11 protein-coding genes are annotated in these 25,322 nt (G+C 72.0%); 6 read left to right on the top strand and 5 right to left on the bottom strand.

Annotated features, from left to right (window positions below):
- Positions 1-309 precede the first annotated feature (309 nt).
- Positions 310-1,812, top strand: coding sequence for an IMP dehydrogenase (locus OG948_RS60325; RefSeq protein ID WP_406300988.1), 1,503 nt, complete (start codon positions 310-312; stop codon positions 1,810-1,812).
- A gap of 42 nt (positions 1,813-1,854) precedes the next feature.
- Here OG948_RS60325 and OG948_RS60320 read toward each other — a convergent pair whose 3' ends face one another.
- The 5 genes from OG948_RS60320 to OG948_RS60300 all read right to left on the bottom strand — a co-directional run bounded on the left by OG948_RS60320 (position 1,855) and on the right by OG948_RS60300 (position 8,141).
- On the bottom strand, positions 1,855-2,502 hold the full coding sequence (locus OG948_RS60320; RefSeq protein ID WP_331733694.1) for a hypothetical protein: 648 nt from the start codon (positions 2,500-2,502) through the stop codon (positions 1,855-1,857).
- A gap of 422 nt (positions 2,503-2,924) precedes the next feature.
- Complete coding sequence (locus OG948_RS60315) at positions 2,925-3,557, bottom strand: aminoglycoside phosphotransferase family protein (RefSeq protein WP_331733692.1); 633 nt, start codon at positions 3,555-3,557, stop codon at positions 2,925-2,927.
- Positions 3,558-3,777: 220 nt separating this feature from the next.
- On the bottom strand, positions 3,778-4,653 hold the full coding sequence (locus OG948_RS60310; RefSeq protein WP_331733689.1) for a glycosyltransferase: 876 nt from the start codon (positions 4,651-4,653) through the stop codon (positions 3,778-3,780).
- 286 nt (positions 4,654-4,939) lie between these two features.
- The gene (locus tag OG948_RS60305; protein ID WP_331733687.1) at positions 4,940-6,286 is read right to left on the bottom strand and encodes an XRE family transcriptional regulator; all 1,347 of its coding nucleotides are present in this window, start codon (positions 6,284-6,286) and stop codon (positions 4,940-4,942) included.
- Positions 6,287-6,827: 541 nt separating this feature from the next.
- A complete protein-coding gene (locus OG948_RS60300; RefSeq protein ID WP_331733684.1) occupies positions 6,828-8,141 on the bottom strand; it encodes a helix-turn-helix transcriptional regulator in 1,314 nt (437 codons plus the stop codon).
- A gap of 252 nt (positions 8,142-8,393) precedes the next feature.
- On the opposite strand from OG948_RS60300, the gene OG948_RS60295 reads away from it, so the two are divergent.
- Genes OG948_RS60295 through OG948_RS60275 form a run of 5 tightly spaced genes read left to right on the top strand, consistent with a single transcriptional unit; the run spans position 8,394 to position 25,272 of the window.
- Positions 8,394-13,157 (top strand): FkbM family methyltransferase, encoded by a 4,764-nt coding sequence (locus OG948_RS60295; RefSeq protein ID WP_406300987.1) that lies wholly within the window; start codon positions 8,394-8,396, stop codon positions 13,155-13,157.
- Entirely contained in the window at positions 13,150-17,400 is a 4,251-nt protein-coding gene (locus OG948_RS60290; protein WP_331733678.1) for an amino acid adenylation domain-containing protein, read from the top strand. Before OG948_RS60295 ends, OG948_RS60290 begins: the two co-directional genes overlap by 8 nt.
- The gene (locus OG948_RS60285; protein WP_331733676.1) at positions 17,397-22,916 is read left to right on the top strand and encodes an amino acid adenylation domain-containing protein; all 5,520 of its coding nucleotides are present in this window, start codon (positions 17,397-17,399) and stop codon (positions 22,914-22,916) included. The genes OG948_RS60290 and OG948_RS60285 overlap by 4 nt, the downstream gene beginning before the upstream one ends.
- The gene (locus OG948_RS60280) at positions 22,913-24,340 is read left to right on the top strand and encodes a condensation domain-containing protein (protein WP_331733674.1); all 1,428 of its coding nucleotides are present in this window, start codon (positions 22,913-22,915) and stop codon (positions 24,338-24,340) included. Before OG948_RS60285 ends, OG948_RS60280 begins: the two co-directional genes overlap by 4 nt.
- Positions 24,337-25,272, top strand: coding sequence for a phosphotransferase (locus OG948_RS60275; protein ID WP_331733673.1), 936 nt, complete (start codon positions 24,337-24,339; stop codon positions 25,270-25,272). Before OG948_RS60280 ends, OG948_RS60275 begins: the two co-directional genes overlap by 4 nt.
- Positions 25,273-25,322 lie beyond the last annotated feature (50 nt).

Here is a 25,322-nt window from a genome sequence, read left to right as displayed (position 1 = left end):
GTGTGGCTCAGAGCGATCCACGGCGGATCACCGACTGGGCGGTTGACGACCGTCGGCGGACGTTCGGGCGATGGCGTGGCCGGCGTGTCGGGGTGGGCTAGGATCGCGCAACCGTTGTCACCCACCGCACGCACTCGAACCCGTGGCGCAGCCGTCCGGGGTCGGTTCGCGTGCCTGTGCGACTCATCGTGCGTGCCTGCCGGGGCCACCCGGTCCGTTCGGCGTTGTTTCGTTTCGGTGCCGAGCGATCCCGTCGATCGCGGCTGGGCGCGGGCGCGGGCGTGTGTGACGTATGAGAGGACGCACGTCGTGGAGATCCTGCCCGAGGTCTCGCGCACGCTGGGCGAGTACCTGCTGCTGCCGAACGAGACCACCGAGGAATGCACTCCGGACCGCGTCGACTTGACGACCGCGCTGGTGCGGCACCGCGTCGGCGAGGTGTCGCCGTTGCGGGTGGCGACGCCCCTGCTGAGCGCGATCATGGAAGCGGTGTCCGGCCCTCGCCTGGCGATCGCCCTGGCGCAGTGCGGCGGTTTGTCGTTCGTTCACCAGAACCAGGCCGTCGAGGCGCAGGTCGAGGACGTGGTGGCGGTCAAGCGGCACAAGGCGGGGTTTCGGCCGGTGCCCGTGGCGGTCAAGCCCACCGCGACGCTCGACGAGGTCACGCGGCTGGTGCGGGAGTCCGGTGCAGAGCACGTTCCGGTGACCGAGGACGGATCCGCGGGCGGACCGCTTCTGGGGTTGATCGGTGTCGGCGACTTCCACCGGGACCGCCATGCTGGCGTCGACCCGGTGACCACGCGCATGCGCGGTCTCAGGGAACTGTTGACGGCGCGGGTGGGTGTGTCGTTGGGCGAGGCGAACGAGTTGCTGTGGGAGCGGCGCGCCGACGTCCTCGCGGTCCTGGACGGCGTGGGCGCGCTCGACTCGCTGGTGCTGCGGCGCGACTACGACACGCACAAGCGGTTCCGGCACGAGAGCGTGGACGACCGCAAGCGGTTGCGGGTTGCGGCCGGGATCAACACCCGTGATCACCATGATCGGGTGCCGGCGTTGGTGGAGGCGGGCGCGGATCTGCTGTGCATCGACTCCTCGGACGGCTACTCCGTTTACCAGGCGCGCGTTCTGGAGGACGTGCGTTCGGCCCACGGGGACGCGCTGCACGCGGGTGCGGGCAACGTCGTGGACGGGCGGGCGTTCGAGTACCTCGCGGACGCGGGTGCGGCGTTCGTCAAGGTCGGCATCGGTGGCGGCAGCATCTGCACGACCCGCGCGCAGAAGGGCATCGGTCGTGGTCAGGCGTCGGCGTTGCTGGACGTGGCGCGTGCCCGGGACGCGTACGCGGAGCGGACGGGCGAGTATGTGCCGCTGGTGTGCGACGGCGGGGTGTTGGAGGACAGTCACATGGCGATCGCGCTCGCCATGGGCGCCGACGCGATCATGCTCGGCCGCTACTTCGCGCGCACCACCGAGAGCCCGACCCGCCGGGTGCGGGTGAACGGGCAGGACTACAAGGAGTACTGGGGCGAGGGTTCGATGCGGGCCCGCAACACCGCCCGCTACGAGCATCACGAGGACACGGAGGCGGTTGCCTTCGCCGAGGGTGTGGACGGGCTCGTGCCGTACGCGGGCAGCCTGTACGATGCGGTCGCGATGACGAGCGCGAAGGTCCGCGCGACGATGGTCAGTTGCGGTTCGACGTCACTCGAGGCGTTTCGGGAGTCGGCGCGCATGGTGGTGGTGTCGGAGCAGAGTTTCCGGCAGACCGGCGCCGAGGTGATGGTGCGCGAGCGCGCCGACGCCATCGGCTGATGTGCGGCGCGGGCCGAGGGGTGTCGGCCCGCGCCGGGCTTGTCAGCGGGTGTGCACGTCGATCCACGCGCGGTTGGCCGGGCCTGTGGCGAGCGCGGGGTGGACTCCGGCGGTGTGGGCGTCGCGCCACAGCCGGGAGAACGTGCCGCGCTGCGACGCCGTGGTGCCGGCGTCGCGCCACATCAGATCGACCCCGGCCAGCGCGTGGGTGGCGGCGGCGTGGTCGCGGCGCGCACGGACCGCGGTGGCCGGGTCCATCGGCGTCCGCTCGGCGGCGTCGGCGGTCTCGGCGGCGTCGAGGAGCAGCAGGCGCGCCGCGTTGAGGTGGGCGGAGGCGGTTCCCGGGGCGTCGGCGTGCAGCGCCGGGTCCGTCCCCGTTTCGCGCAGGCGGGCGATGCGGTGGTCGAGCATGGCTTCGGCTGCGCCCAGGAGCGGCGCGGCGAACGTGAGGCCCGATACCGCTTCGTGCGGGACCGTGACCTTCGTGCGTGCGTGGCCGGTGAACAGTCGCGCCGAGATGAAGACGTCGTCGCGGGTGATGTGGACGTCGTTCAGGCGCAGGGTGTGGCTGCCGGTGGCACGTAGGCCGGTGACGTCCCAGGTGGGGTGCACCGTCCACGCGGTGGCGGGGATCAGGGCGAAGTGGTCGACGGGCCCGGGGTGTTCGTCGGTGGGCAGGCGGCAGGCCAACAGTGCCCATCGGGCGTGGTGGGCGGCGCTGACGTAGGGCCATTCCCCGGACAGGGTCCAGCCGTGGGGGTGGCGTGGGCGGTGCCCTGGGGGCGCAGGGTTCCGGCGATGAGCGTGTCGGGGTCGTCGTCCCAGAGTCGGTGTTGGGCCGGTTCGGGGAGGAAGGTCGCGAAGCGGGACATCGACGCGGTGACTGCGGCGATCCAGGCCGCGGAGGGGTCGGCGTGGGCGAGCGCGGTGATGTCGCGGGTGTGCCCCGGCTGGAGCGCGAGTTGGTGAAACACGAGATGTGGATCTTGCGTATCGGTGATCGCGCCGGGTGTCTGTCACCGAGCTGATCAGGGTGCCCTTCTCTCAATTCGCTCCACGCGTCGAGGAGGATTGCGGGGGCCCGTGCCCGACGCTGTGACGGAGCTTGTCGTTCACGCGTCGAGGAGGGCGAGGAGGCGCTCGGCCTGCTGTTCGAGAGTTCCGGCGGGGTTGCGGGTGTGTGCGAGGCCGCCGGGAAGGAGCATGCGGGTCCACAGGTAGGCGAGCAGGGGCCGCAGTCGGCGCAGGCCCTCGTGTTCGGCCGGGTCGAGGTCGAGGCGCTCGACGAGGCGGTCGGGGTCGAAGGCGTGGGTGTCGACCCAGGTCGAGGGGTGTTCGAGGAGTTCGGCGAGTTCGAAGGCTCGGGTGCTGCGGCCGGAGTCCTCGTAGTCGACGATGTGAACGCGATTCCCGGTGTCGATCAGGTAGTTGGCGAGGTTTCCGTCGGCGATCCCCAGAGCGGGAGGCATGTCGTGGAGACGGCGGGCGTGTTGCGTTTGGAGCCATGCCGCGCCGGAGGTCAGTGCCCGTCCGACGCGGGGATCGAGACCCGGGGGCGGGGGTTCTGCGGTGCAGGCCACGGCTTTGGCGAGGGCGGTCTCGGGGTTCCAGGGAGGTGGTGCGATGGCGTCGAGCGACGGGGAGGGGATGGCGGTGTGCAGGGTGGTGAGCGCGTCGGCGAGCGCGTCCAGGTGCGCGGGGGCAAGGGTGGTGCCGCGCAGGGGTGTTGCCTCGATGCGGGACATGACGATGGTGGGCGGGTCGCCGTCGAGGTCGGCGTGCAGGGGGCGTGGGGCCAGGCCGGGTGCGTGATGGTCGAGGAGGGTGAGGGCGGTCCATTCGCGGGCGGGTTCGCCGCGGTGGTTTCGGGGGAAGCGTTTGACGACCCGGTCGGGCAGGAACTCGACGGCGTGGGTGCCGGTGGGGACGGCCAGGGTGGGCTCCGTGGTGGGTGCGGTGGCGGGGTCAGACCAGGGGTGGGCGGCCGAGGCGGGTCATGCGCCACACGGTGCGCCATCGCATCGGGTGGCGTTCGGCGGGGCCGGTCCAGCCTTCGCGGAATCCGCCGGCCCACGCCTTCAGGCCCCGGGGGTCGCGACGGCCTCGGGCGAGGGTGAGGAGAGTCCAGGTGCCCAGGTAGGCGGGCACCAGTGGCGCGGGCAGGTTGCGGCGGGCGAGCCAGACGCGGTTGCGGGCGGTCATCCGGTGGTAGACGGCGTGCCGGGTGGGTTCGGTGCGCGGGTGCTCGAGCAGGAGGCTCGGCGCGTACAGGACGTCCCAGTCGGCGTCCAGGGCGCGCCAGGCGAGGTCGGTTTCCTCGTGGGTGAAGAAGAAGTCCTGGGGCCAGTCGCCGATCTCGTCGAGCATGCGCAGGGACAGGGCGTGTCCGCCGCCGAGGAATGTGGTGACCGGGCCGCCGCGCAGGGGGTCGCGGGCGCGCAGTCGGGGTACGTGGCGGCGTTGGGTGAAGCCGGTCTCGTCGGCGATGCGGAATCCGACGATGCCCAGCCGGGGCGTCTGGTCGTACAGGTCCCGGAGGCGGCCCAGGGTGTCGGTGTCGGGGAGGAGTCCGTCGTCGTCGAGGTCGACGATCACGTCGACGTCGCCCGCGGCGCGCAGGTGCGCGATGGCAACGTTGCGTCCGCCGGACACGCCGAGGTTCTCCGGGAGTTCGATCCCGGTGACTCCGGGGGGCAGCGTCGGGAGCGGGGCGCCGTTGGCGACGACGACGGTGCGCTCGGGTGGTGCGTCCTGGGCGGCGACCGAGGCCAGGAGCGCCGCGAGTTCGGTGGGGCGGTTGCCCATGGTCAGGACGGCGACGCCCAGGCGGGTGCGGGTCACGATGCGGCCGATCCGTTCGGCAGATGACGACGACGGTCGAGCATATCGGCGTTCGTGGCTGCGGCCGGGACGGCGCGGGGCGTGCGGCGACGGCCCCGGCACGGCATGCGGTCGAGGGCATCCGCCCTCGAGGGTCCTGCCAGTGGGAGCCGCGGCCGAGGGTCCGGGCTGCGTTGTGTGTTGAATGCGCCGAACGTTCGGCATCTGCCTGGTGTGTAAGCCGCAGCGGGGTGTGAATTGCCGGCGATAGGACCAGGGGGTCCGCGCGCGGTCGCGGGGAGTCGGATCAGATGGCGAGTGCAGTGATGAGTTCGCGTACGTGTGGGTGGTGGGCGTGCGGGCGCAGGTGGGTGGTGATCTCTCGGACACGGGCTGTGGCACGGGGGGAGCGGACGTGGTTGCCATGCTGCAGAGCAGTCATGGCGCACGTGGCGGAGGCGTCGATGTCGCCGCGCAGCCGGTGGGCGTCGGCGAGGTCGAGCTGTGCCAGTAGCGCGTCCCGAGGGTAGGCGGTCGCGGTGGCGGCGGCTCGGCGTTCGAGGTGGGCGCGGGCGTGGTCGGGTTCGTTCGCGGCAAGCCACGCGCGGCCTGTTGCCGCGTCGATCGCCTCGGCGGAGAGCCAGGCGCAGAACCAGGGACGTTCGGCCGTTGTGTCCAGGAGGTGTTCGTTGGCGATGTCGCGGGCGCGGCGCAGGGTCTCGGTGTCGCCGCTGCGGCCTGCGGCGAAGATTCGGCGGTCGGCTATGACGGCTCGGAGGAGCGGGGGCAGTCGGTGTGCGTCCTTCTCGGCGACGTCGAGGAGGGTTCGGGCGTCGTCGTGTCGGCCCAGCCAGGAGGCTTGGTAGGCCGTGGAGGCGAGGAGGTTGCGGGTGGCGAGGTCCTTGTCCCGGTTGTCGTCGGTCTCGGTGGCCAGCCGCATTCCTGCCTGATAGACGCGCTGGGCCTGGGTCTGCCTGTTGGAGTCGAACAGCATCCATCCGTATGTTTCGCTCAGTTCGATGAATGTGGTGCGCAGTCGCAGATCGTCGGCGGATCCGGTTGCGGAGTTGGCGAGAACGCGGGCGGTGCTCTGCCACAGTCCACCCGCCCACAGCAGTCCGCTGGTGCTTCCGGTGGTGTCGTCCAGATCCCGGAGTTCTCGGACTGCGGAGCTGATGCTGTCGACCAGGCGTGGCGGTAGGCGCTCGCCTTCCTCGGCTGCGGCGTGCAGCGGGTTCGGTCCGCCCATGAGCAGGAAGAGTGCGGGTGCGGTGGCTGCAGCGCCGGTGAGGTGGGTGAAGCGACGGCGGTCCATGGGGTCTCCCTCGGCGATCTCCCGGAGCAATGCGGATGCGGTGGCCTCGCAGGGTCGTTCGAGCGCGGAGCGGCGGGTGGGTCGCGGCTTGTCCCAGCCGGCGTCGGCCGTGGTGACGGGATGTCCGGCGAAGTCGGCGAGGACGGCCAGCGCGTCGCGTTGGTTCTCGGGGTTGGGGCGTGTGTTGCGCACCCATGGATAGGCGCTTTTGCAGTCCAGGGGGGTCTGTCCTCGCCGGGCACGCAAGATGTTGATCCGTGCGATCAGTTGTTCCGGTTTGAGGCCGTGTTCGCACAGCAATCGTGCGAGCGGGTTGTCCGAGTGCGCGTTCTGGTTCAACGGAATTCCCCCGAGTACCGGTGGCGCGTGTTCCTCTCGCGAACGTAGCACTGTGCTCTCGTACGATCGCGTTTTGAGGCGATCGGGGTGGTGTACCTACACCGGTTCGTGGCGTACACCCGGTGTGGTGCATCCACCGACTACCCCAAGTACACCTCTGCGGGCCCTTCATCGCTCGTCTGTCGAGGCGTTGGATGGTCGTAGTCGCGAGGTTGTCGATGGCGCCCGGTCCGTTCCGGCGCCCTGTCGGCGGGTTTCCGCCGGCCTTCGCGGATGGGGAGAGGGGGCCTGGTGATGCTTCGCGAACGTCTGGGCGGCCTTCATGCCGCCGTCCCTTCCGGACGCGGATCGGCGCGGGCTTGTGGTCCGCGGTTCCGGGCGGGCGGGTCGACCGCGCGGTCGGATTGCGGATTCGAAGCGGGTTGGCCTCGCGCTCCCTGTTCGAGTTCGAACATGGGCGCACCTGCTCGCACGGTGTGGGTTACGGGTCGGCGAACCGGGTCTGGGCGTGGTGCCTGCCCTGTTGTGTCATCGCGGGCCGTCAGCGGCGGAAGCGGACGAGTTCGAGGAGTTCCGGGACTCCGGCAACTTTGTGGTGCGGCGCGAATTGTGGAGCCAGGTTGCGGACGAGTTCCGTGCAGCGGGGTGCGCCGATGCGGTTGGCCAGCGTCAACGCCTGGGTGGCCGCGTGTGCTGCCTGGTCGATGTCGCCGGTGGACAGGAACGTCTCGGATTCGTAGCTCAGGAACACTCCGCGGGTCTTGTCGCGGGGGCGGGGCAGAAGTGCGAGGCCTTCGCCGATGAGGCGGTGGGCGCCCGCGGGCTGGCCGAGGTCCAGTAGGCAGCGGCCACTGTCCACGGCGAGGTCGGCTTCCGACATCCACGAGCACCAGGAGGGTGAAGGGTCGGCGGAAGCGGCGGCGTCGAGTTCTTGTTCGGAGACGGCGAGGGCCCGTCGGCAGGAGGCGGCTTCGCCGAGGGCGGCGTGCGCTCGCGCCTTGCGCAGATGCAGGAGCGATTTGGCGGTGGGGTGGGTGGCGCGGGTGACGGCGTGGTCGAGGATGTCGATTGCGGTGCGCGCCTCGTTGGTCCAGGTGGCCTGGTAGGCGAGGTCGGAGAGGATGCCCGCGCCGAGATCGTGGTCGCCGCTGGCGTGGGCGCTGTGCAGGCCGGCATGCCAGTAGGTCGCTGCGGCCCGGTGGGCGCCTTGGTCGAAGCGGTGCCATCCGATCGTCTGCGCGAGTGAGGCCGCGAGGACGTGCAGCCGGTGTCCGATCGGCGGGGCGTAGCGGGCCTGGGCGATCAAGGTGGTGACCGTTTCCAGGTGCGCGTCGAGCAGGCGGGCGGTGTGTTGGCGTTGTTCGGTGGCCAGTGTGGTCAGTCGGGCGCTGGTGGCCTCGAGCCAGTCGAGGAGTTCGGCATCGACGTGTTGGCCGGTGGTCCCGGTGATCGGGTCCGTGGGGTCGTGGGTGGCCCATTGTTGGGCGAACGCGGCCAAGGCGGCGCCGCCGTAGGTGAAGGTGCGGCGATCCATGGAGAGTTTCAACGCCTCTCGCAGGGCGGGCACGGCGCTGCGTGCACCGAGAAGGATGGGCGTGCTGCGGTGGGGAAGCCAGTGGGGCCAGCCCAGCGTGTGCACGACGTCGGCGGGTACGTCGAAGACTTCCGCCAGCAGGGCCTGTGATTCGTCGCTGGGGACGGTGGTGCGTTCCCACAGGGAGATGCGGTTCTTGTCCGTTCCCGATCGCAGGCCCCTCGCCCGGGCCACGCGTGCGATTTCGCGTGCGAGGTCGGTCTGGGACCAGCCGCGTTCGAGTCGGGCGTGGTGCAGGGGATGGCGGATCGGTGTGTCCACGAACCCATCCCATCACGGCACATGAGCGCGGGTGTAGGGCGTGAAGGGGTGACACACAGGTGACACACAGCCGGCCTCTCCCCGGGATCGAACGGGCGTGCTGTACTCCCATCTCCGGCCCAGGGACGCAGGTGGGAGCTGCGGAACCGTCCCGGGCATGGCGCGAAACAGTGGCCTCGTGGCCCAGGCGAACCGGGTTGGGAAGTCACCTGGTTCGACCACCTCTGGCACTTCTCGTCGAAGGGGGAAACAGTGGCGACAGCATCGATCGGTCCCGAAGTCGAGGGGCGTCCCGGGGTGATGCCGGCCTGCGCGGACTCGGCTGCCACGGCAGGAGCGGGAAACGACCGCAGCAGCGCGTACGCCACGGCGAAGGCGTTGGTGAGCTCGCGTGCGGACTGGGACCTCCTGTGCCGGGGCCGGGATCCGGAGTTGTTGCAGCGCACGGTCTACGCGTTTGTGCTCGCGCTCGACAGCGGGACGGACGACCCCGTCGTCCTGGCCCCGGTCGACGGTGGCGCTTCCCGCCCCGGTTTCGCGTCGTTGCCGATCGTCGCCGGGCGGTCCCTCTTCGATCACATGCGCCGGTGGAATTGCCGCCCGGCCGGGGAGTCGGACGGCACACGGGAGTTGGGGGACCTGCGTCGGCTGATCGATGCCGTCGGGTACCCCGAGTTCACCGTCGCCGACGGTGATTCCCCGCCGTGCACAGAGGAGTTCGCGGATCCTCCCCTCCGGTGCACGACCACGATGACGTACGAAGGCCCGCTGTGGACGCTCCGGGCCCCGCGCGAGCGTTTCGACGAGGCCCTTCTGGGGTCCTTCCTCGGGCAGGCGGCGGCGGTGCTGGCCGCCGTCCGCCGGGCTCCGGCCACCTCGTTCGGGGAGATCGCGCAGGTCGTCCGTGGCGCGACGTTCGATGTGCGCGTGATCACGCCTGCCGGGTTCGCGGCCTTGGACGGTGCGCTGGGGGCGTGGGGCACCACGATCGGCCTGCCGCTGCACGTGCGTCACGTCGAACCCGACGCCGCCCACATCCCCGACACCGGCGCGAGCACCCTGCGGGCCGTGCCGTGGGGCGCCAACCTCGTCGTGGTCGCACCCGGCCTCGCGCATCTCGCGGGCGACGTCGCGATGTCTGCGGATCGGTCGGCAGGCAGGCTCCCCGGTGGCCTGCCGATCGCGGAGTTGAACGCGAACGAGACACGCGAACTCTTCGACGAGATCGTCGTTCGAGCCCGATACCTGCGTGGCGGCATACGGATCGACGACGGAGACCTCGTCGTCGACGTCGGCGCGAACATCGGCCTGTTCTGCCTGTTCGCCGCCTCCCAGGCCTCCGGCGTCCGGATCCACGCCTTCGAACCCGCTCCCGCCGCGGCCGACGCGCTGGAGACCAACGTCCGCGCCTACAACCTTGCGGCTCACGTGGAACGGGCAGCCCTCGGCCGCTCCGACGGGCGACGCGCACTCACCTACTACCCCCGTTCGTCGCTCCAGTCCGGCCTGTACGCGGACAGCGCGGCCGACGAGGACGTCGTGCGCGGCTACGCCCGCCGGCAGGTCGAAACCCGCGCGACGATCCCTCCCGAACTCCGGGAGGCCGTCGCCGATGCCCTCGCTCCGCAGATCCACCGCACCACCGCCGCGCCCGTGAGGTCGACGGTGACCGTCCGGCGGTTGTCCGGGTGGATCCGCGAGCGGGGGATCGACCGGATCGACCTGCTGAAGATCGATGCCGAGCGCGCCGAGGAGGACGTGCTGCTCGGTATCGACGAGGCACACTGGCCGCTCATCGGCCAGATCGTCGTGGAGGTCCACGACACCGACGGCCGGATGTGTCGCCTGCGGGCACTGCTGGACGCGCACGGCTTCGACACCGTCACCGAACAGGACGAACTGTTCACCGGGTCGGAGATACGCATGCTGTACGCCCGCCGCCCCCGGCCCGCACGGGCGGATCGAGCGGCGGCCCCGTGGATGCTCCGACAGATCGACACCGCGGCGCGGTGGGCCGAGAACTCCGCGCTGCCGGTCCTGGTCACGGTCCCTCCCGGCACCCCCGACGAGGAAGCGGGGCGCGTGCGCGACGAGGCCACCGCTCGCGGCCTGTCCTGGGCCGGGCCGGGCGAGGGTTCCACCACGGCTTGGGCGGAGGCGCTGCTGCGCGCGATGACGGCGGCGGATCGACCGGTGGCCAAGGCCGTCGTGGTGGACGGGGACGACACCCTGTGGGGCGGGATATGCGGTGAGGTCGGCCCCGAGAACGTCCGGACGGACGGACCGTATCGCCTGGTGCAGGAGTTCCTGCGCGAGCAGGGCCGGTCCGGTCGCGCACTGGTGCTGTGCTCGCGCAACAACGCGGCCGATCTGCGTGAGGTGTTCGCCGCGCACCCGGACATGCCGTTGCAACCCGGTGACTTCGTGGCCGTGCACACCACCTGGGGCCGCAAGTCGGACGCGGTGGCGGCCATCGCCGACGAGTTGGGCTTCGCCACCGAGAGCCTGGTTTTCATCGACGACAACCCCGCGGAACGCGTCGAGGTCGGACTGCGCCACCCCGCGCTGACCGTGGTGGACGTCCCGGCGGACCCCGATGCGGTCCCGGCGGCCCTGCGGGCCACGTGGCAACTGGCCCTCGACACCCCCGGCACCACCGAAGACCGCCGCCGGACCCGCCTCGTCGACCACGAACGCCTACGCCGTGAAGTCGCCGGCCCGATCACCGACCCACAGGCGTACCTGCGCGAACTCGCCCTCGAGGTGGACGTCATCGACGCCACGGACGCCGACGCCGAGCGCATCTGCCAACTCGCCGCGCGCACCACCCAGTTCAACCTGTGCTTGCGCCGACACCACCTGTCCGGAGTGCGCCGCCTGCTGGCCGGGCCGGGAATCGCCCTGGCGGTCCGAGCCCGCGACAGATTCGGCGACTACGGGCTGGTCGGGTTCGCGAGTGCACGCCGCGAGGACGAGATGCTGCGGGTTCGCGATTTCTTCCTCAGTTGCCGAACCCTGGGCCGCAACGTGGAATGGCGGCTGCTGAGAGCGCTGGGAGAGCGGGCCGCCGCCGACGGCCTGTCGGGCGTGGGCCTGCAGGCGGTCACCGGGCCCCGCAATCAACCCGCACGCACGTTCGTCCGTGCCGCCCACGCCCGCTTCACCGCGGGCAGCCGCGCGGCCACCGCGGTGCTGGACGCCGCCCGGGTCGCGGAACTCGACTGGAAACAGGGCGAAATCCCGCACACCGACCCACACGGAGACCGGGCCGCGACCGGGGTGTCCGACCTGCCGTGCGTCAGATGGCCGGTCTCCCTCGCGGCCGCGCAACGCGCCGCGACAACCGTCGCCCGCCCGGGCACGCAAACCGCACCCACCACGGTCTACGTCCCTCCCGAAACCGCCGTCGAGCACCGGATCACGGCCGTGTGGGAGGAAACCCTCGGTGTACGCTCGATCGGCGTCGCAGACGACCTCTTCACGCTGGGCTGCGACTCCTTGACCGCGGCGGTGATCTGCGCCCGTCTGGACCGGATCGGCCTGCGCCTTGACGTCCACGACTTGTGGCAACATCCCACGATCGAGGGCGTCGCCCGCGCGGCACGCCCCACCCCGACCGAACCCTGCGCGGACGCGGGCGAGCTTGAACCCGAGCCACAAGAGCAGCACGCGCCATCCCTGGGACAACAGCGCATCTGGGTCGCCGAGACGACCCATCCGCACGCCAACGCGCAGATCATCCCCGCCGCCCACCGCATCACCGGACCCCTGGACGTCGAGGCGCTCCGCCGTGCCTTCCAAGACGTCGTCACACGACACCCCGCGCTGCGCACCACGCTGACCGAACGCGACGGCAGTCTCCACACCCACGTGCTCCCGGCCGGCCGCTTCGACTTGGGCCACGTGGATCTCCGGGAATCTACCCGGCGCGACGCGGAGACGGACCGCGCGGCACACGCGTTCTTCGACACGCCCTTCGCCCTGGACCGTGACGTACTCCTGCGCGCGACCCTGATCCGCCTCGCCCCGGACGCCCATCTCCTGATGACCGCAGTCCACCACAGCGCCTGCGACGGCTGGTCGCTGGACCTGCTGAACCGAGACCTGAGCGCCGCCTACGCCGGCCCCCAGGCGCTCGCCGCCCTGCCGGAGCCGACACCCTTCGCCCACTACCAACGCAAGACGGCCCACCGGCTCCGACACGGGAAACACCAAGGCCCCATCAGCGAGATCCTCGCCGCCCTCGAACCGACACCCCGCGCAGCCGGGACCACCCCGTACCCGCACGTCCCGGCGCCCCGACACCATCGCTTCGCCCTCGACCTGGCGCTGACGCACCTGGTGCGCAACACCGCCCGTACGTACGCCACCACTCCCTTCCACCTCTACCTCGCCGCCTACCAACTGCTCCTGGCCGCCGCCTTCGGGACGGACACCCCGGTCAGCGGCTGTCCGGTGGCCAACCGGCACGACCCGGCACACGCGGACACCGTCGGCTTCCTCGCCAACCTGGTCCCCGTCCCCGCCCACATCGACTGGTCCACCACCCTGGGCAGGCACCTGGCCGGTGCCGTCGAGACCAGCACCCGGGCACTGCGCCACGCCGATCTTCCCTACGCGTTGCTCACCCGCGCCCGCCCCCAACCCGGCGGCCTGTTCGACAACCTGTTCACGCTCCAGCCGCCCCCCACCCACCGGCTCGAGTTTCGCAACTGCTCGGTCGAGCGGGCCGAACCCGTCCGGTGGCCGCTGCCCTATCCCTTGATGCTCGACCTGCAAGAGCACGCGGACGGTGCGAGCGCGCTGCTGCGCTTCGACGCCCTCGCCGCGATGCCCGTGCCCGCCGACACGATCGCCGAGGCCTATCCGCTGTTCCTGAACGCGGCATGCGCCCTTCCGGGCCTGCCCCTGGAACGGCTGCGTACCTCGCTGCGCCCGCCCCGCGCCGCCGTCGAACAACTCGTGCGCCGACGCCTGAAGGACCTCGACCGACAGGAGGGCACCGCGGATGCCTGATTCCGCCCGACCCGCCACGGCCGCCGGCACGGTATGGGAGATCCACGCGGGCGCGCGCGGCAGCACCCGTCCGGCGACCGCTCCCCAGCACCGCCGCATCGGCGACAACGACCGACACCCCGGCTGCCTGCTGCGCCTGGCCATCGGCGGGGACATCGACACCGAGCGGCTGCGCGCCGCAGCCGAGCGGGTGGTGCGCGACCACGCCGTTCTGCGACGGCGTTTGCAGCAGTCCCCGGACGGACCCCGCGTGTTCACCGCGGCGCACCTCGCCTCGGCGGCGTCGGCCGATCCTCCGCACGGGACACCGCTCGTACGGCTGCTCGTCGATCACGACGGGTGCCTCCTTCTCGAGCTGCGCCCCGCCCCCGGCGTGCTCGACGGACCGGGACTGCTGCGCGCGGCCGAGGCCATCACGACCGCCTACACCACCCCGGCCGTCGCCCGCCGCCCGGACGACAGCCCCACTGCGGAGGACGTCGACGCCTTCCTCGGCGCGCTGCTGATCGACCCGGAGGCGGCCACGGCCCGGGACTTCTGGCGGCGTGGCCACCAGAGCGCGCCCGCCGGCGACGTCGCCCGAGCCCTGAACCTGCGCCACGCCCCCAGGACGGGACGCGTCCGCGTCCCGGTGCGCCTGGACGAGACGACCCGCCGCGGCCTGAGCGATCTCGCCCGGGGCGCCGACGTGGCGATCGAGGCGGTCGTGCTGACCGCCTGGCGGCTGCTGCTCGCTCGCATCGCCCCCGCCGAGACGGGATCACTGGGCCTGTTCACCGCAGGGCCGGTCGGGCAACTCCCGCATACCATCGGCCTGCTGGGCCGCCACGTCCCGATAGCCGCCGTCCCCTCACCCACAGGCGATCTCCTCGCCGACCACCTCCACGGCGCCGAACAGGAGACGAGAGCCGCCGACCGGCACGGGGAATTCTTCGCCCACCCGCGCCCCGAGGAAGGCTTCACGGTCGGATTCCGGCATCTCACCGCCCCGGCCGTGTTCCCGCTCGGGCCCGGCGGACGAGCCGTGATCGAGGTGGTGGATGCGCCCCTGGACCCCATGGCCCTGGACGTGCATTCCCTGATCCGCGGAACCGAGCTGGACGTGCACGTGGCCGCGGACATCACCGCCCTGGACAAGGACGGCGCCGGTCGGGTCGCCGACTGGCTCGGCCAGATCCTTCATCGGATGGCACAGCCGAACGCCGCCCTGCAACCGGCCGCCGACGTGTGCGACCTGCCGACGGCGTCGAGCCGCCTGACCGGCCCCGCGCGCCCCGCGCCCGCGCACACCCTGCTCGACGCGTTCGACGCCCAGACGACCCGTGGCCCCGACGTCGTGGCGGCCGCCGACGACCGCACCCACACCACCTACCGCACGCTGCAGCAGACCAGCACCGCCCTGGCCCGGGTTCTGCGCGACCACGGCATCGGGCCGGGAGACCGGGTCGCGGTGTGCATGGCCCGCCGGATACCGCTGCTGGTCGCGCTGCTGGCCGTGTGGCGCTGCGGAGCCCACTACGTTCCCCTCGACCCCTTCTGGCCGCCCGCCCGCGTCGACGACCTGCTGCGCGACGCCACGCCCCGACTGCTGCTCACCGACGCGGACACCGCCGACCGGACGACGAGCGCGGGCGTTCGCGTGCTGCGGGCCGACGATCCGCACACCCCCACCGCCCCCGCAGAGCGCTGGGCATCTCGGGCTCGGACCTCGGACACCGCCTACCTGATCTACACCTCCGGTTCGACCGGCCGCCCCAAGGGCGTACCGGTCACCCACGGGGCGCTGGCGCAGTACCTGACGTGGGCTTCCGACCGCTACGACACCGCGAGGGGAACCGGCAGCGTGGCCCACTCGTCGATCGCCGCCGACCTGACCGTGACCAGCCTGTTCCTGCCGTTGCTCACCGGCCGGCGCGTCACTCTGGTGCCCTCCGAGGACCCCGGTGACCTGGCCCGTGTGCTCGACGACGCCCGCGACCTGAGTCCGCTGAAGGTGACCCCGGGCGGCATGCGGTTGCTGACTCGACTCCTCACCCGGGAGCAACTGGCCCGCGCTGTTCGGCATCTCGTCGTCGGCGGCGAGCAACTGACCGCCCGGGCCTTGGCCGCGTTGGACGTGCCCGGCCTTGCGGTCACCAACGAGTACGGGCCGACGGAGGCCACCGTGGGCTGCACCGCGTACACCTTCCGCTGCGGCACCACGGTCCCGGACCCGGTGCCCATCGGCCGGCCGGTATGGAACGCGACCATCGAGCTGCGCACCCCCGGCAGTGGGGAACCGGTGTTGCCCGGCTGCGCGGGGGAGATCGTCGTCCTCGGATCCCAAGTGGCGGCCGGATACCGCAACCGGCCGCAGGAGAGCGCCGCACGGTTCTTCACCGACCCCGCAGGCACCATGGCCTACCGCACCGGGGACCTTGCGCGGCTGCGGCCGGACGGCCACCTCGAGATGCTCGGGCGGATCGACGGGCAACTGAAGATCCACGGATACCGCGTCGAACCCGGCGAGATCGAAGCCGTCCTGGCCGCAGATCCGCGCATCGCCGAGGCCGCCGTCGTCGCCACCGAAGCCCGCGGCGACGAAACCGCACCGGTCCTCAGCGCCTTCCTCGTCCCCGCCGCCACCGACACCGCGGGAATCGTCGAGCGTGCCCGGGTCCTGTCCGAACGACAACTGCCCTTCTACGCCCGGCCCGACCGCATCCACGTCCTGGCAGCGCTGCCCCGGCAGCCGGGCGGCAAGGTCGACCGACGGGCACTGGCCGCGCTCCCGGCCGCAACCCACGGGGCCACCGGCGGTCCCCGGAGCCATGACGATCCCGTCACGGCCACGCTCGCGCGGCTGTGGGCCGACATCCTGGGCGATCCCCCGGAAGGCCCGGAAGCCAACTTCTTCTCCGGGGGCGGCGATTCGCTCAAGGCCGTGCTGTTCGCCAACCGGGCGCAGCGGGCCGGCCTGCGGTTGACGGTGCACGACGTCCTGCACCAGCGCACCCTCGGTCGGCTCGCCACGGTCGCGAGCGCAGCCACGATCACAGGGGGCGGGGTGGTTGCCGACGGGCCCATTCCGTTGAGCCCCCTCCAGGCCGCCGTCCTGAGCACGCGGCCGGTGCCGGGATCGTGGACATTGCGGTACCTGTCCCAGGCGCCGCACCCGGAGGTGGACACCACCCGGCTGCAGACGGCCCTCGAGACCGTCCTGCGGCAACATCCGGCGCTTCGCTCCGCCTTCTCGCACACCGAGGGCAGCTGGTCCGCCCGGCTCCGGTCGCCCACCCCGACCACCGTGCACCTCGTGGACCTGCGCGGCCGCCCGCCCGGCGAGCACGAGGCGATCGTGCGCCAGGAACTGGAGGACCGCGAGCGGCGGTTCGACCTGGCGGGGCCGCTCGTCGACCTCGTCCTGATCCGCAGCCACCGGCAACCCCGGATCGCCTGGATCGCGCACCACCTCGTCGCCGACCTCGTGTCCATGCGGATCCTCACCCACGACCTGTGGCACGCCTACCAACACCCCACCGCGCACCAACCGGTCGGCGACGACGGCTACCTCCCGTGGCTGGCGAGCGCAGCCGTCACGAACACGCCCACGCTTCCCACCGGGACGTGGCTCGCCGAAGCCCCGCGCACCGTGTCCAGCCGACTGGGCCCACAAGCTCGTGACATCCTGACCGCCACCGGACCGGGAACACCGCGCCGGCCGCTCGCCGTCGTCGCCGGCGCCCTGCTCGCCGCGCTCGCCGACGTCCGCCCGGATCTGCCCAGCGCGTTGTGCGTGGAACTCCACGGGCGTGACCTCGTCGGACACGACCTGGCCTCCACGGTGGGCTGGCTCACCACCCTCCGCCTCCTGCACGCCGAACGCGCCCTGCCGGCCGACGCGGCCACCGTGGCCGCCGCGGTGCACGCCCAACTCGCCCACCCCGCTCCCGCACCGGCCGGGCCATTGCCGCTCGTGGCATTGAACTACCTCGGCGAACTCTCCTCCGGCGCCATGGACATGCCGCCCATCGGTGCGTCAGGCCCGCTGTTCCCGTTGGAGGTCGTGTGCTTCGCCCCGCCCGGATCGTTCGAGATCCGGTGGCGCGCCTGCCCTACCTGGATGCCCGACGCCACACTGACCCGCCTTGCCGAAGCCTTCGCCCGCCACGCCGCGACCGCACCGCCTCCTCCCGCCGCCACCGCGGTCACGCCCGACGACCTGGCCCGGATCACCGCGACCTTCGGAAACGAGGGACCATGATCGACTCCTCCATCGCCGCGCTCCACCCCACGACACCCGCACAACAAGGCTTCCTCCTGGGCACGCTCACCAGCCCCGACACCGCAGTCTTCATCGAGCAGACCGTCTTCCCGCTGACCGGACCCCTCGATCCGGGCCGGCTGGACGCCTGCGTCGCCACGATGGTCGCCGACCACGAGATCCTGCGCACCGGCCTGGCCTGGGACCTGACCAGCGACCCGCGCCAAGTCGTCCTTTCCGCAGCCGAACTGCCCGTGGAACACCTCGACAGCAGCGGCAAGACACCCCAGGAGCAGCGCGCAGCCCTCGACTCCCTCCTGCGCGTACACCGGCACACCCCCTTCGACCTGCACCGGCCCCCGCTGCTGCGCCTGGCGGTCCACCACCTGGGCCCGCTGAGCCATCAGCTCGTGTGGAGCCACCACCACGCGATCCTCGACGGCCGCGCCCACCTCCTGCTCGCCACCGAACTCCTGTACCGCTACAACACCCGCACCCGCCCCGCGGCGACGACGGCGCCCTTCGGCCCGTACGCGCAGTGGCTGACAGAGCAGCCTCGCGAGCATCGACAGGCCCACTGGACCAAACACCTCGACGGCTACGCCGGCTGCCCTCCGCCGGCGCACGTGAGAGCGCCGTCCCCGGCGGAGGCCGAGCGATTCGGCCGGCACACCCGTGACCTGTCCGCTTCGCAGGTGCGCGGCCTTTCCGCGTTCACGCGAACCCACGGGACCACGACGGCGGCCGCCCTGGTTGCCTGCTGGAGCCTGATCGCCGCACGTCGGCGGAAGGGGGACGACATCGCGATCGGGGTCACCGTCTCCGGCCGTACCCATCCCCACCCTGACGCCCTCGACATGGTGGGCCCACTGGCCGAGACGGTGCCCCTGCGCTGTCCGCCCGAACCGGGCGAGGCCGTGGGCCCGTGGATCAGCCGAGTCCAGGACGAACTCGCCCTGGCCGACAGGTACAGCGGATGCTCGACCACCGACCTGCACACCTGGGCCCGAATCCCCGAGGGACGGACGCTCTACGACAGCGTCATCGCCGTCGCCAACTACCCCTACACCACGACCGAGTCGCCCCCCGACACCGACGATGAACCCCTCGTCCTGGACACCACCGGGGTTCGCTCGTACGGCGGCCGCACCCGCCACGCCCTGACCCTGGTCGTGGAGACGACCGCCGGACTGCGGCTGCAGTTGGTCAACGACCGTTCCCAGATCGACGACGGCCACGCCCGCGCGGCCTTGGACGCGATGTGCTCGATGCTCGACCGGCTCACGTCCGACGGCCGGGCACAGGTCGGCGACCTCGCGCAGCACACCGCCGAACTGGCCGTCGTCACCGCGCGAGCACCTCTCCCGCAGACCACCGTGCGGACGAGACCCGGCATCGACGGCGGCTCGGACCCGGTCCTGGAGGTGGTGACCGCGCATTTCGCCGCGCTCCTGGGATACCGTGCCGGGCCCGACACCGACTTCCTGGCCGCCGGTGGCCACTCCCTCCTGGCGTTGCGCCTGGTCACCCGACTTCGGGCCGCGTTCGCTGTCGACCTCTCCCTCGGCGCCGTTCTCCGAGCCCCCACACCGCGGACCCTGGCCGCGCTCGTGCGCGAACTCGTCCTGGGCGCACCGGTGGGCGAGGTCCCCGAGGCGCTGCCCCTGCTGCCCGCCACCACCGGCGAAAGCGACGAACCCTTTCCCCTGACCGGCATCCAGCAGGCCTACTGGGCCGGGCGTCGGGACGACTTCGACCGCGGCGGCGTCGACTCCCACCTGTACGCCGAGGTCGATGTGGCGGACCTGGACGTCGACCGGCTGGGCAGGGTGTGGCGCGCCCTGATCGAGCGGCATCCCATGCTCCGCGCCGTGATCACCGAGGACGGCCGGCAACGAATCCTGCCGGCCGTGGCACCGTACCGGATCGACGCCCTCGACCTGCGGCGGAGCCCGGACGCGGAGAGCCGACTCGCCGCCGTACGGAGCCGGTTGTCACACCCGCGCCGCGACACCGCCGCCTGGCCGCTGTTCACGATCGAAGCCGCACACCTGCCCGGCGGCGTCGTCCGGCTCTTCCTGAGCTTCGACCTCCTCATCGGCGATGCCCTGAGCTGGCAGATCCTCTACCGCGAAGCGTGCGCCCTCTACCGGGACCCGGCGGCCGAACTGGCTTCTCTCACCATGACGTTCGCGGACTACGTGGCCCACCAGCACACAGTGAAGGCCTGTGGCCGCCACGCACGCGATCGCGACTACTGGCACGGCCGGCTGGCCGAGTTGCCCTCGCCCCCTCCGCTACCCGTGCTCACCGTTTTGTCCGACGCCGATCGGCCGCGCTTCACCCGTGTGCAGACCCGCTGGACGCCGGGCGAACTCGCCGCGCTGCGGGCCGTGGCCGCCGCTCACGGAACGACCCTTTCCGCGCTCCTACTCGCGGCCTTCAGCGAGGCCCTGGGCCGCCACACCAACACCCGTGCCTTCCTCGTCAACGTCACCGTCTACAACCGGCCGCCCATCCACCCGCACATCAACGGGATCGTCGGGGATTTCACCAGCACCGTCCTGACCGCCGTGGACCTGTCCGGGCCGACGTTCGCGGAGCGCCTGCGCATGCTGCAACACCGGCTGTGGGCCGATCTCGACCACAGCACCTACAGCGGCGTGGACGTGCTGCGCGAGATCCGCGAGAGCACCGACAGCGCGGCGAGCGCGCCCGTGGTGTTCACCAGCACTCTCGACCTCGAAGTCCCCGGCGACGCACCGGAGGAGTTCCCGGGCCGGATCGTCTACGGCATCGGACAGACCCCCCAGGTCCTGCTCGACTACCAGACCTACGAGGCCGCCGGGCACCTGGTGATCAACCTCGACACCGTCGCCGGAGCACTGCCCGACACCTTCGTGAAGGCCCTGCTGGACGAGCACACCACCGGTCTGCGCGCGCTGATCGACGACTCCGCAGCGCCGCGGCGCGCCCATCTCGTTCCGCCGCCCGAACCCGAACGCCTTCCCGCGCCGCTCGGCGGCGACCAGCTGCTCCACCAACCCTTCCTGGACCGCGTCCGCGACCACCCCGAACGCCCCGCGCTCGTGTGCGACGGCCGGACCACGACCTACGCCGAACTCCACGACCGCGCACGGGCGATAGCCGCCCGCATCGGCGCGGAGCCGCCCCACGGTGAACTGATCGCCGTCGTCTGCGATCCCGGGCCCGAGCAGGCGATCGCGGCCCTCGGGGTGCTGCTCGCGGGATACGCCTACGTTCCCGTGGACGCCTCCTGGCCCACCCGGCGCATCACCGACCTGCTCACCGCCACCGGCACACGCCTCGTTCTCACCCACCGCGCGGCAGCCGAACGCCTGACCGGCATAGCGGGACGTGCCGAGCACGTCATGGTCGTCGACGACGAACAAGCGGCCCCCTGCGCCGCGTTCGCGGCGGAAGGCGCGGCGCGGCCGCGTACGGCCGACGACCTCGCGTACGTGATCTTCACGTCCGGGTCCACCGGCCGCCCGAAGGGCGTGATGATCTCCCACCGGGGTGCGCTGAACACCGTGCTCGACATCAACACCCGATTCGGGGTCGGCACGCACGACGTGCTCTTGGCGGTGTCGCCCTTTACGTTCGACCTGGCCGTGTACGACCTGTTCGGCGCGCTCGCGGCCGGGGCCACTCTGATCGTGCCCACCCGGGGGGAACGCACCGACCCGTCCTCCTGGATCCGCCTGATCCGCACCGGTGGCGTCACCGTGTGGAACTCGGTGCCCACCCTGGCGGAACTGCTGCTCGACGCCCCGACCGGCTCCGACGCCCACGACGCCTTTCGGACACTGCGGCTGTGGCTGCTCAGCGGCGACTGGATTCCGCTCGCTCTTCCCGATCGACTACGCGCCCGGGCCGGAGACTGCCGGGTCATCTCCCTCGGCGGCGCCACCGAGGGCTCCATCTGGTCGATCCTCCACGAGGTAGGGCACGTCGAGGCGGGATGGTCCAGCATCCCCTACGGCACCGCCATGACCGGCCAACGCGTGCAGGTCCTCGACGAGAGCCTGCTGCCCTGCCCGGCCTGGACCCCGGGTCAGATCCACATCGCCGGCCACGGCACCGCACTCGGCTACTGGGACGCACACGAACTGACCGAGGCCGCGTTCGTCTTCGACGGCCGCACCGGACAACACTGGTACCGCACGGGGGACTGGGGACGTCTCCTGCCCGACGGCACCATCGAGTTCCTCGGCCGCCGCGACGACCAGGTGAAGATCCGCGGCTACCGCGTCGAACTGCGCGAGGTCGAGACCGCGCTGTGCGCGCTGGAGGGGGTCGAGCAGGCCGCCGTGGTCACCCTCGGCGAGCGCACCGACCGGCGCCTGCACGCCGCGGTGGTCTGTGCCCGCCCGCCATCGGAACTGCGCGCCGAACTCGCCCGCCGCCTGCCCTCCCACATGCTCCCGGCCACGCTCACCGCCCGCGACGAACTGCCGCGCACCGCCACCGGAAAGATCGACCGGGCCGAACTCGCCCGTACCGCCCCGCAGCCCGACAACCCCGCACCGCCACACCATGGGGGCGGGGCGCTGCTCGACGCGCTCCGCGCGGGGCTGCCCGCACCGGCCGAACCCGACGACGACCTGCTCCACGCCGGGCTCACCAGCATCGACGTCATCCGACTGGCGAACGTCGTCGAGCGGCACACCGGGACGCGCCCCGACCTCGCCACGTTCTACCGCGCCCCCACCCTGCGCACCCTGCTCCGACACACCCCCGGCACCGGCGACGCGGACGCCGGCCCGGGACCGGACACCGACGCGTCACCGTGGACGCCCGTCCCCGTCCTCACCGATCCCCGGGAGCGGGAGCGGTTCCGCGCTGCCCGCCCCGCCTACCCGCCCGCTCCCGCCCGACGAATCCTGCCCGCCGCGCCGCCGGCCGCGGATTCGGACCGGGAACGGCGCTTCACCCCACGCGTCTTCAGCGACCGCCCGGTGACCACCACCAGCCTCGGGCAACTCGTGGAAAGCCTGCGCCGGTGTCCGACCCCCGGTCGAACCGGCTTCCTGTACCCGTCGGCCGGCGGCCTCTACAGCGTGCGGATCCACCTGTACGCCCGCCCCGGGCGCGTGGAGGGCCTCGAAGGCGGCGTCTACGGCTACCACCCCGACGCACACGACCTCATCCCGCAGGCCCCGGGCATCGACCTCGACCCGGCCGCTCTGCACCCGGGGCCGGTGAACCGGCCACCGGCCGAGAGCGCCGCCTTCACCGTGTTCCTGACCACCGACCCGGCCGACTCCGCGCCGCTGTACGGGGCGGACGCCGAGCCGCTCGCCCTGCTGAACGCCGGATACATGGGACAGCTGCTGTGCGAACGGGCCACCGACGCCGGACTGGGACTGTGCCCGGTCCACGGCCTCGACTTCGAACCGCTGCGCTGGCTGCTGCCCGACGGCGAACGCCTCGTCCTGCTCCACACTCTTCTCGGCGGCATTCCCGCCGAGCGGCCCCAAGAGGACCGATGATCACCCGGCCCGCCCCGCATCCCGCCGGCCGACCCGCGATCGTGGAGACGGCACCGCTGTCGCCCGGCCAAGAGCGCCTGATCGCCGCCGAGTTCGTCCGCCCCGACGGAACGTGGCCCGCCCCCGGCGAGCCGACCCGGCTCCGACCGATCGACACCGCGGCCGTCCTCGTCGACGGCCCCCTGGACACCCGAGCACTGCAACACGCCGTGTCCGCGCTGATCGTCCGACAGAGCGCGCTGCGCACCCGCCTGCACCACCTGCCCGACAACACCCCGATCCAACTCGTCGCCGCCTCCATCCCGGATCGGGTCGGCCACAGCACCCTCACCGCCCCAACCCCGCCGACCCGCGACGTGCTTCTCGCCCAGGCCCCGCCGCAACACGTCGATCCACGCAGCCACACCCTCTTCCGCACCCACCTCGTCCGCCTCGGCGACCGACGAAACGTCCTGCTCCTGCAAATCCACCACTTCGTCAGCGACGGCTGGTCCATCGGTGTCCTCTACCGTGAACTCGCCGCCCTCTACAACGCCGCCCACACCGGCCGCCCCGCGGAACTTCCCCCTCTCCCGCGCACCTTCGCCACCGTGTGCCGCGATATGCGCGACGAACGCCACAGCCCGAAACTGCAACGGCAACTCGCGTTCTGGCGCGAACGCCTGGCTCCGCCGCGGCCACCCCTGGCCTTCACCACCCATCCCGCCCAGGACGACACCGGGCAGCGGCCCGTCGACGTCCACCCCGTCCACATCCCCCGCCCCGCCCTCGCAGGATTGCGGGCCGGAGCGCGCAGCGCCGCACGGCGCGGCCCGCTGGCCGGCCCGTTCCTCGCAGCACTCGCCCTCGTTCTGCACCATCAGACCGCGGCCACCGACATCCGCGTCGGCATGATGATCTCCAACCGGGCCCGGCCCGACACCGAGCACCTGATCGGCTACTTCGTGAACACCGCGGTCATTCGGCTCCGCCTCCACGCGGACATGACCGCCACATCCCTCACCGACGCCGCGAACAATGCCGTACGCCAAGCCCTCGAACACCAGGCCCTGCCGATCCAGGACCTCGCCCGCGACCTCCACCATCACCACGCGAACACTCCCGGCCCGCTCTACCAGGTCACCCTCGCCCTCAACACGATGCGCCCCCAAACGCTGACGCTGGACGGCCTGACCTGCCGCGACATCGACATGGAACCGACCGGCCCGCGAAACGCCCCCACCAGCATCGAACAGCGCTGGGTCCTCGAAGAACAGGCCGGAGCCCTGACCGGCACGCTCACCTACCGGACCGACACCTTCAGCGAACCGCAGATCCGCCTGGCCCTCGACCACCTCGACCAGGCCATCGCCGCCGTCACCGCCGGCCGCCCCACCGTCGCGGAAATCACCGCCGCCTTCCGCGCACCCGGGAGCGGGCAATGACCCTCTCGCACCCGCGCATCGCGCCGCCCACCCACGACGACATCGCCGCGGTCCTGGAGGAGTACCGGCTGCGCCCCCGGGCGGTTCGGCCGCTGGACGGCGGCATGGAGAACACACACCTGCGCGCCGAGACCCAGGACGGCACCGTCGTGGTGACCTTGCTGCGCAAGAAGGACGCGGCGGCCACCGAGGAGTACACCCGCTTCCTGTGCCACCTCGACCGGGCGGGCGCGCCGGTACCGCGCCTGCGGCAACGGCGCGACGGCGGCTGGGTCGGCGCGTGCGCCGGATACCCCGTGATCGTCTGCGACTTCGTGCGGGGCCACCAACACACGGTGCTGCCCCCGGCTCGGGTCGAGGAGGTCGGCACCATCCTGGGCCGCGTGCACAGCACCGCGTCCGTACCGGACTGCACCCTGGTGCCCCGACTGCGGCTGAGCGGCGCCGAAGCCGTGCTCCTGGCCGATCTCCCCGACAACGCCTTCTCCCGGTGGGCCCGCGCAACCCACCGCGCCGTCGCCCACGTGACCGAGCAGAGCGCGCAGCTCGTCCCCGTCCACGCCGACACCTTTCCGGACAACGTCGTCATCACACCCCAGGGCGAGGTGGTCCTCCTCGACTGGGAGGACGGCTCACTGGACCTCCCGGCCATCGACGTCGGCATGGCGCTGATCGGCCTGTGCTGCCCCGACGGATTCTGCGTGCCGCGTGCCCGCCGCCTGCTGCGCGGCTACCGCGCCGGAGGCGGTCCCGAACTCGCCCCACGGCTCGTTCGCGATGCCGCCCTGCACGCTGCCGTCCTCGTCGCGCTCCGCCGCTACCAGTGGCAGCGCACCGGAAACCTGCCCGCCGACCCGTCCCGCACCCACACCGCCCTCGTCCGCGCCGCACAGGACCTGGAACGGCGCTGGCCGGAGGTGACGGCCGGATGACACCCACCGTCCGCGCGACCGGTGCCGCAACTCCTGTTCGCCATGACCGA

The sequence above is a fragment of the Embleya sp. NBC_00888 genome (assembly GCF_045207655.1).
Lineage (GTDB): Bacteria > Actinomycetota > Actinomycetes > Streptomycetales > Streptomycetaceae > Embleya.
Note: the sequence above shows the minus strand (reverse complement) of the source record. Positions and strands in the feature narration are given on the sequence as shown.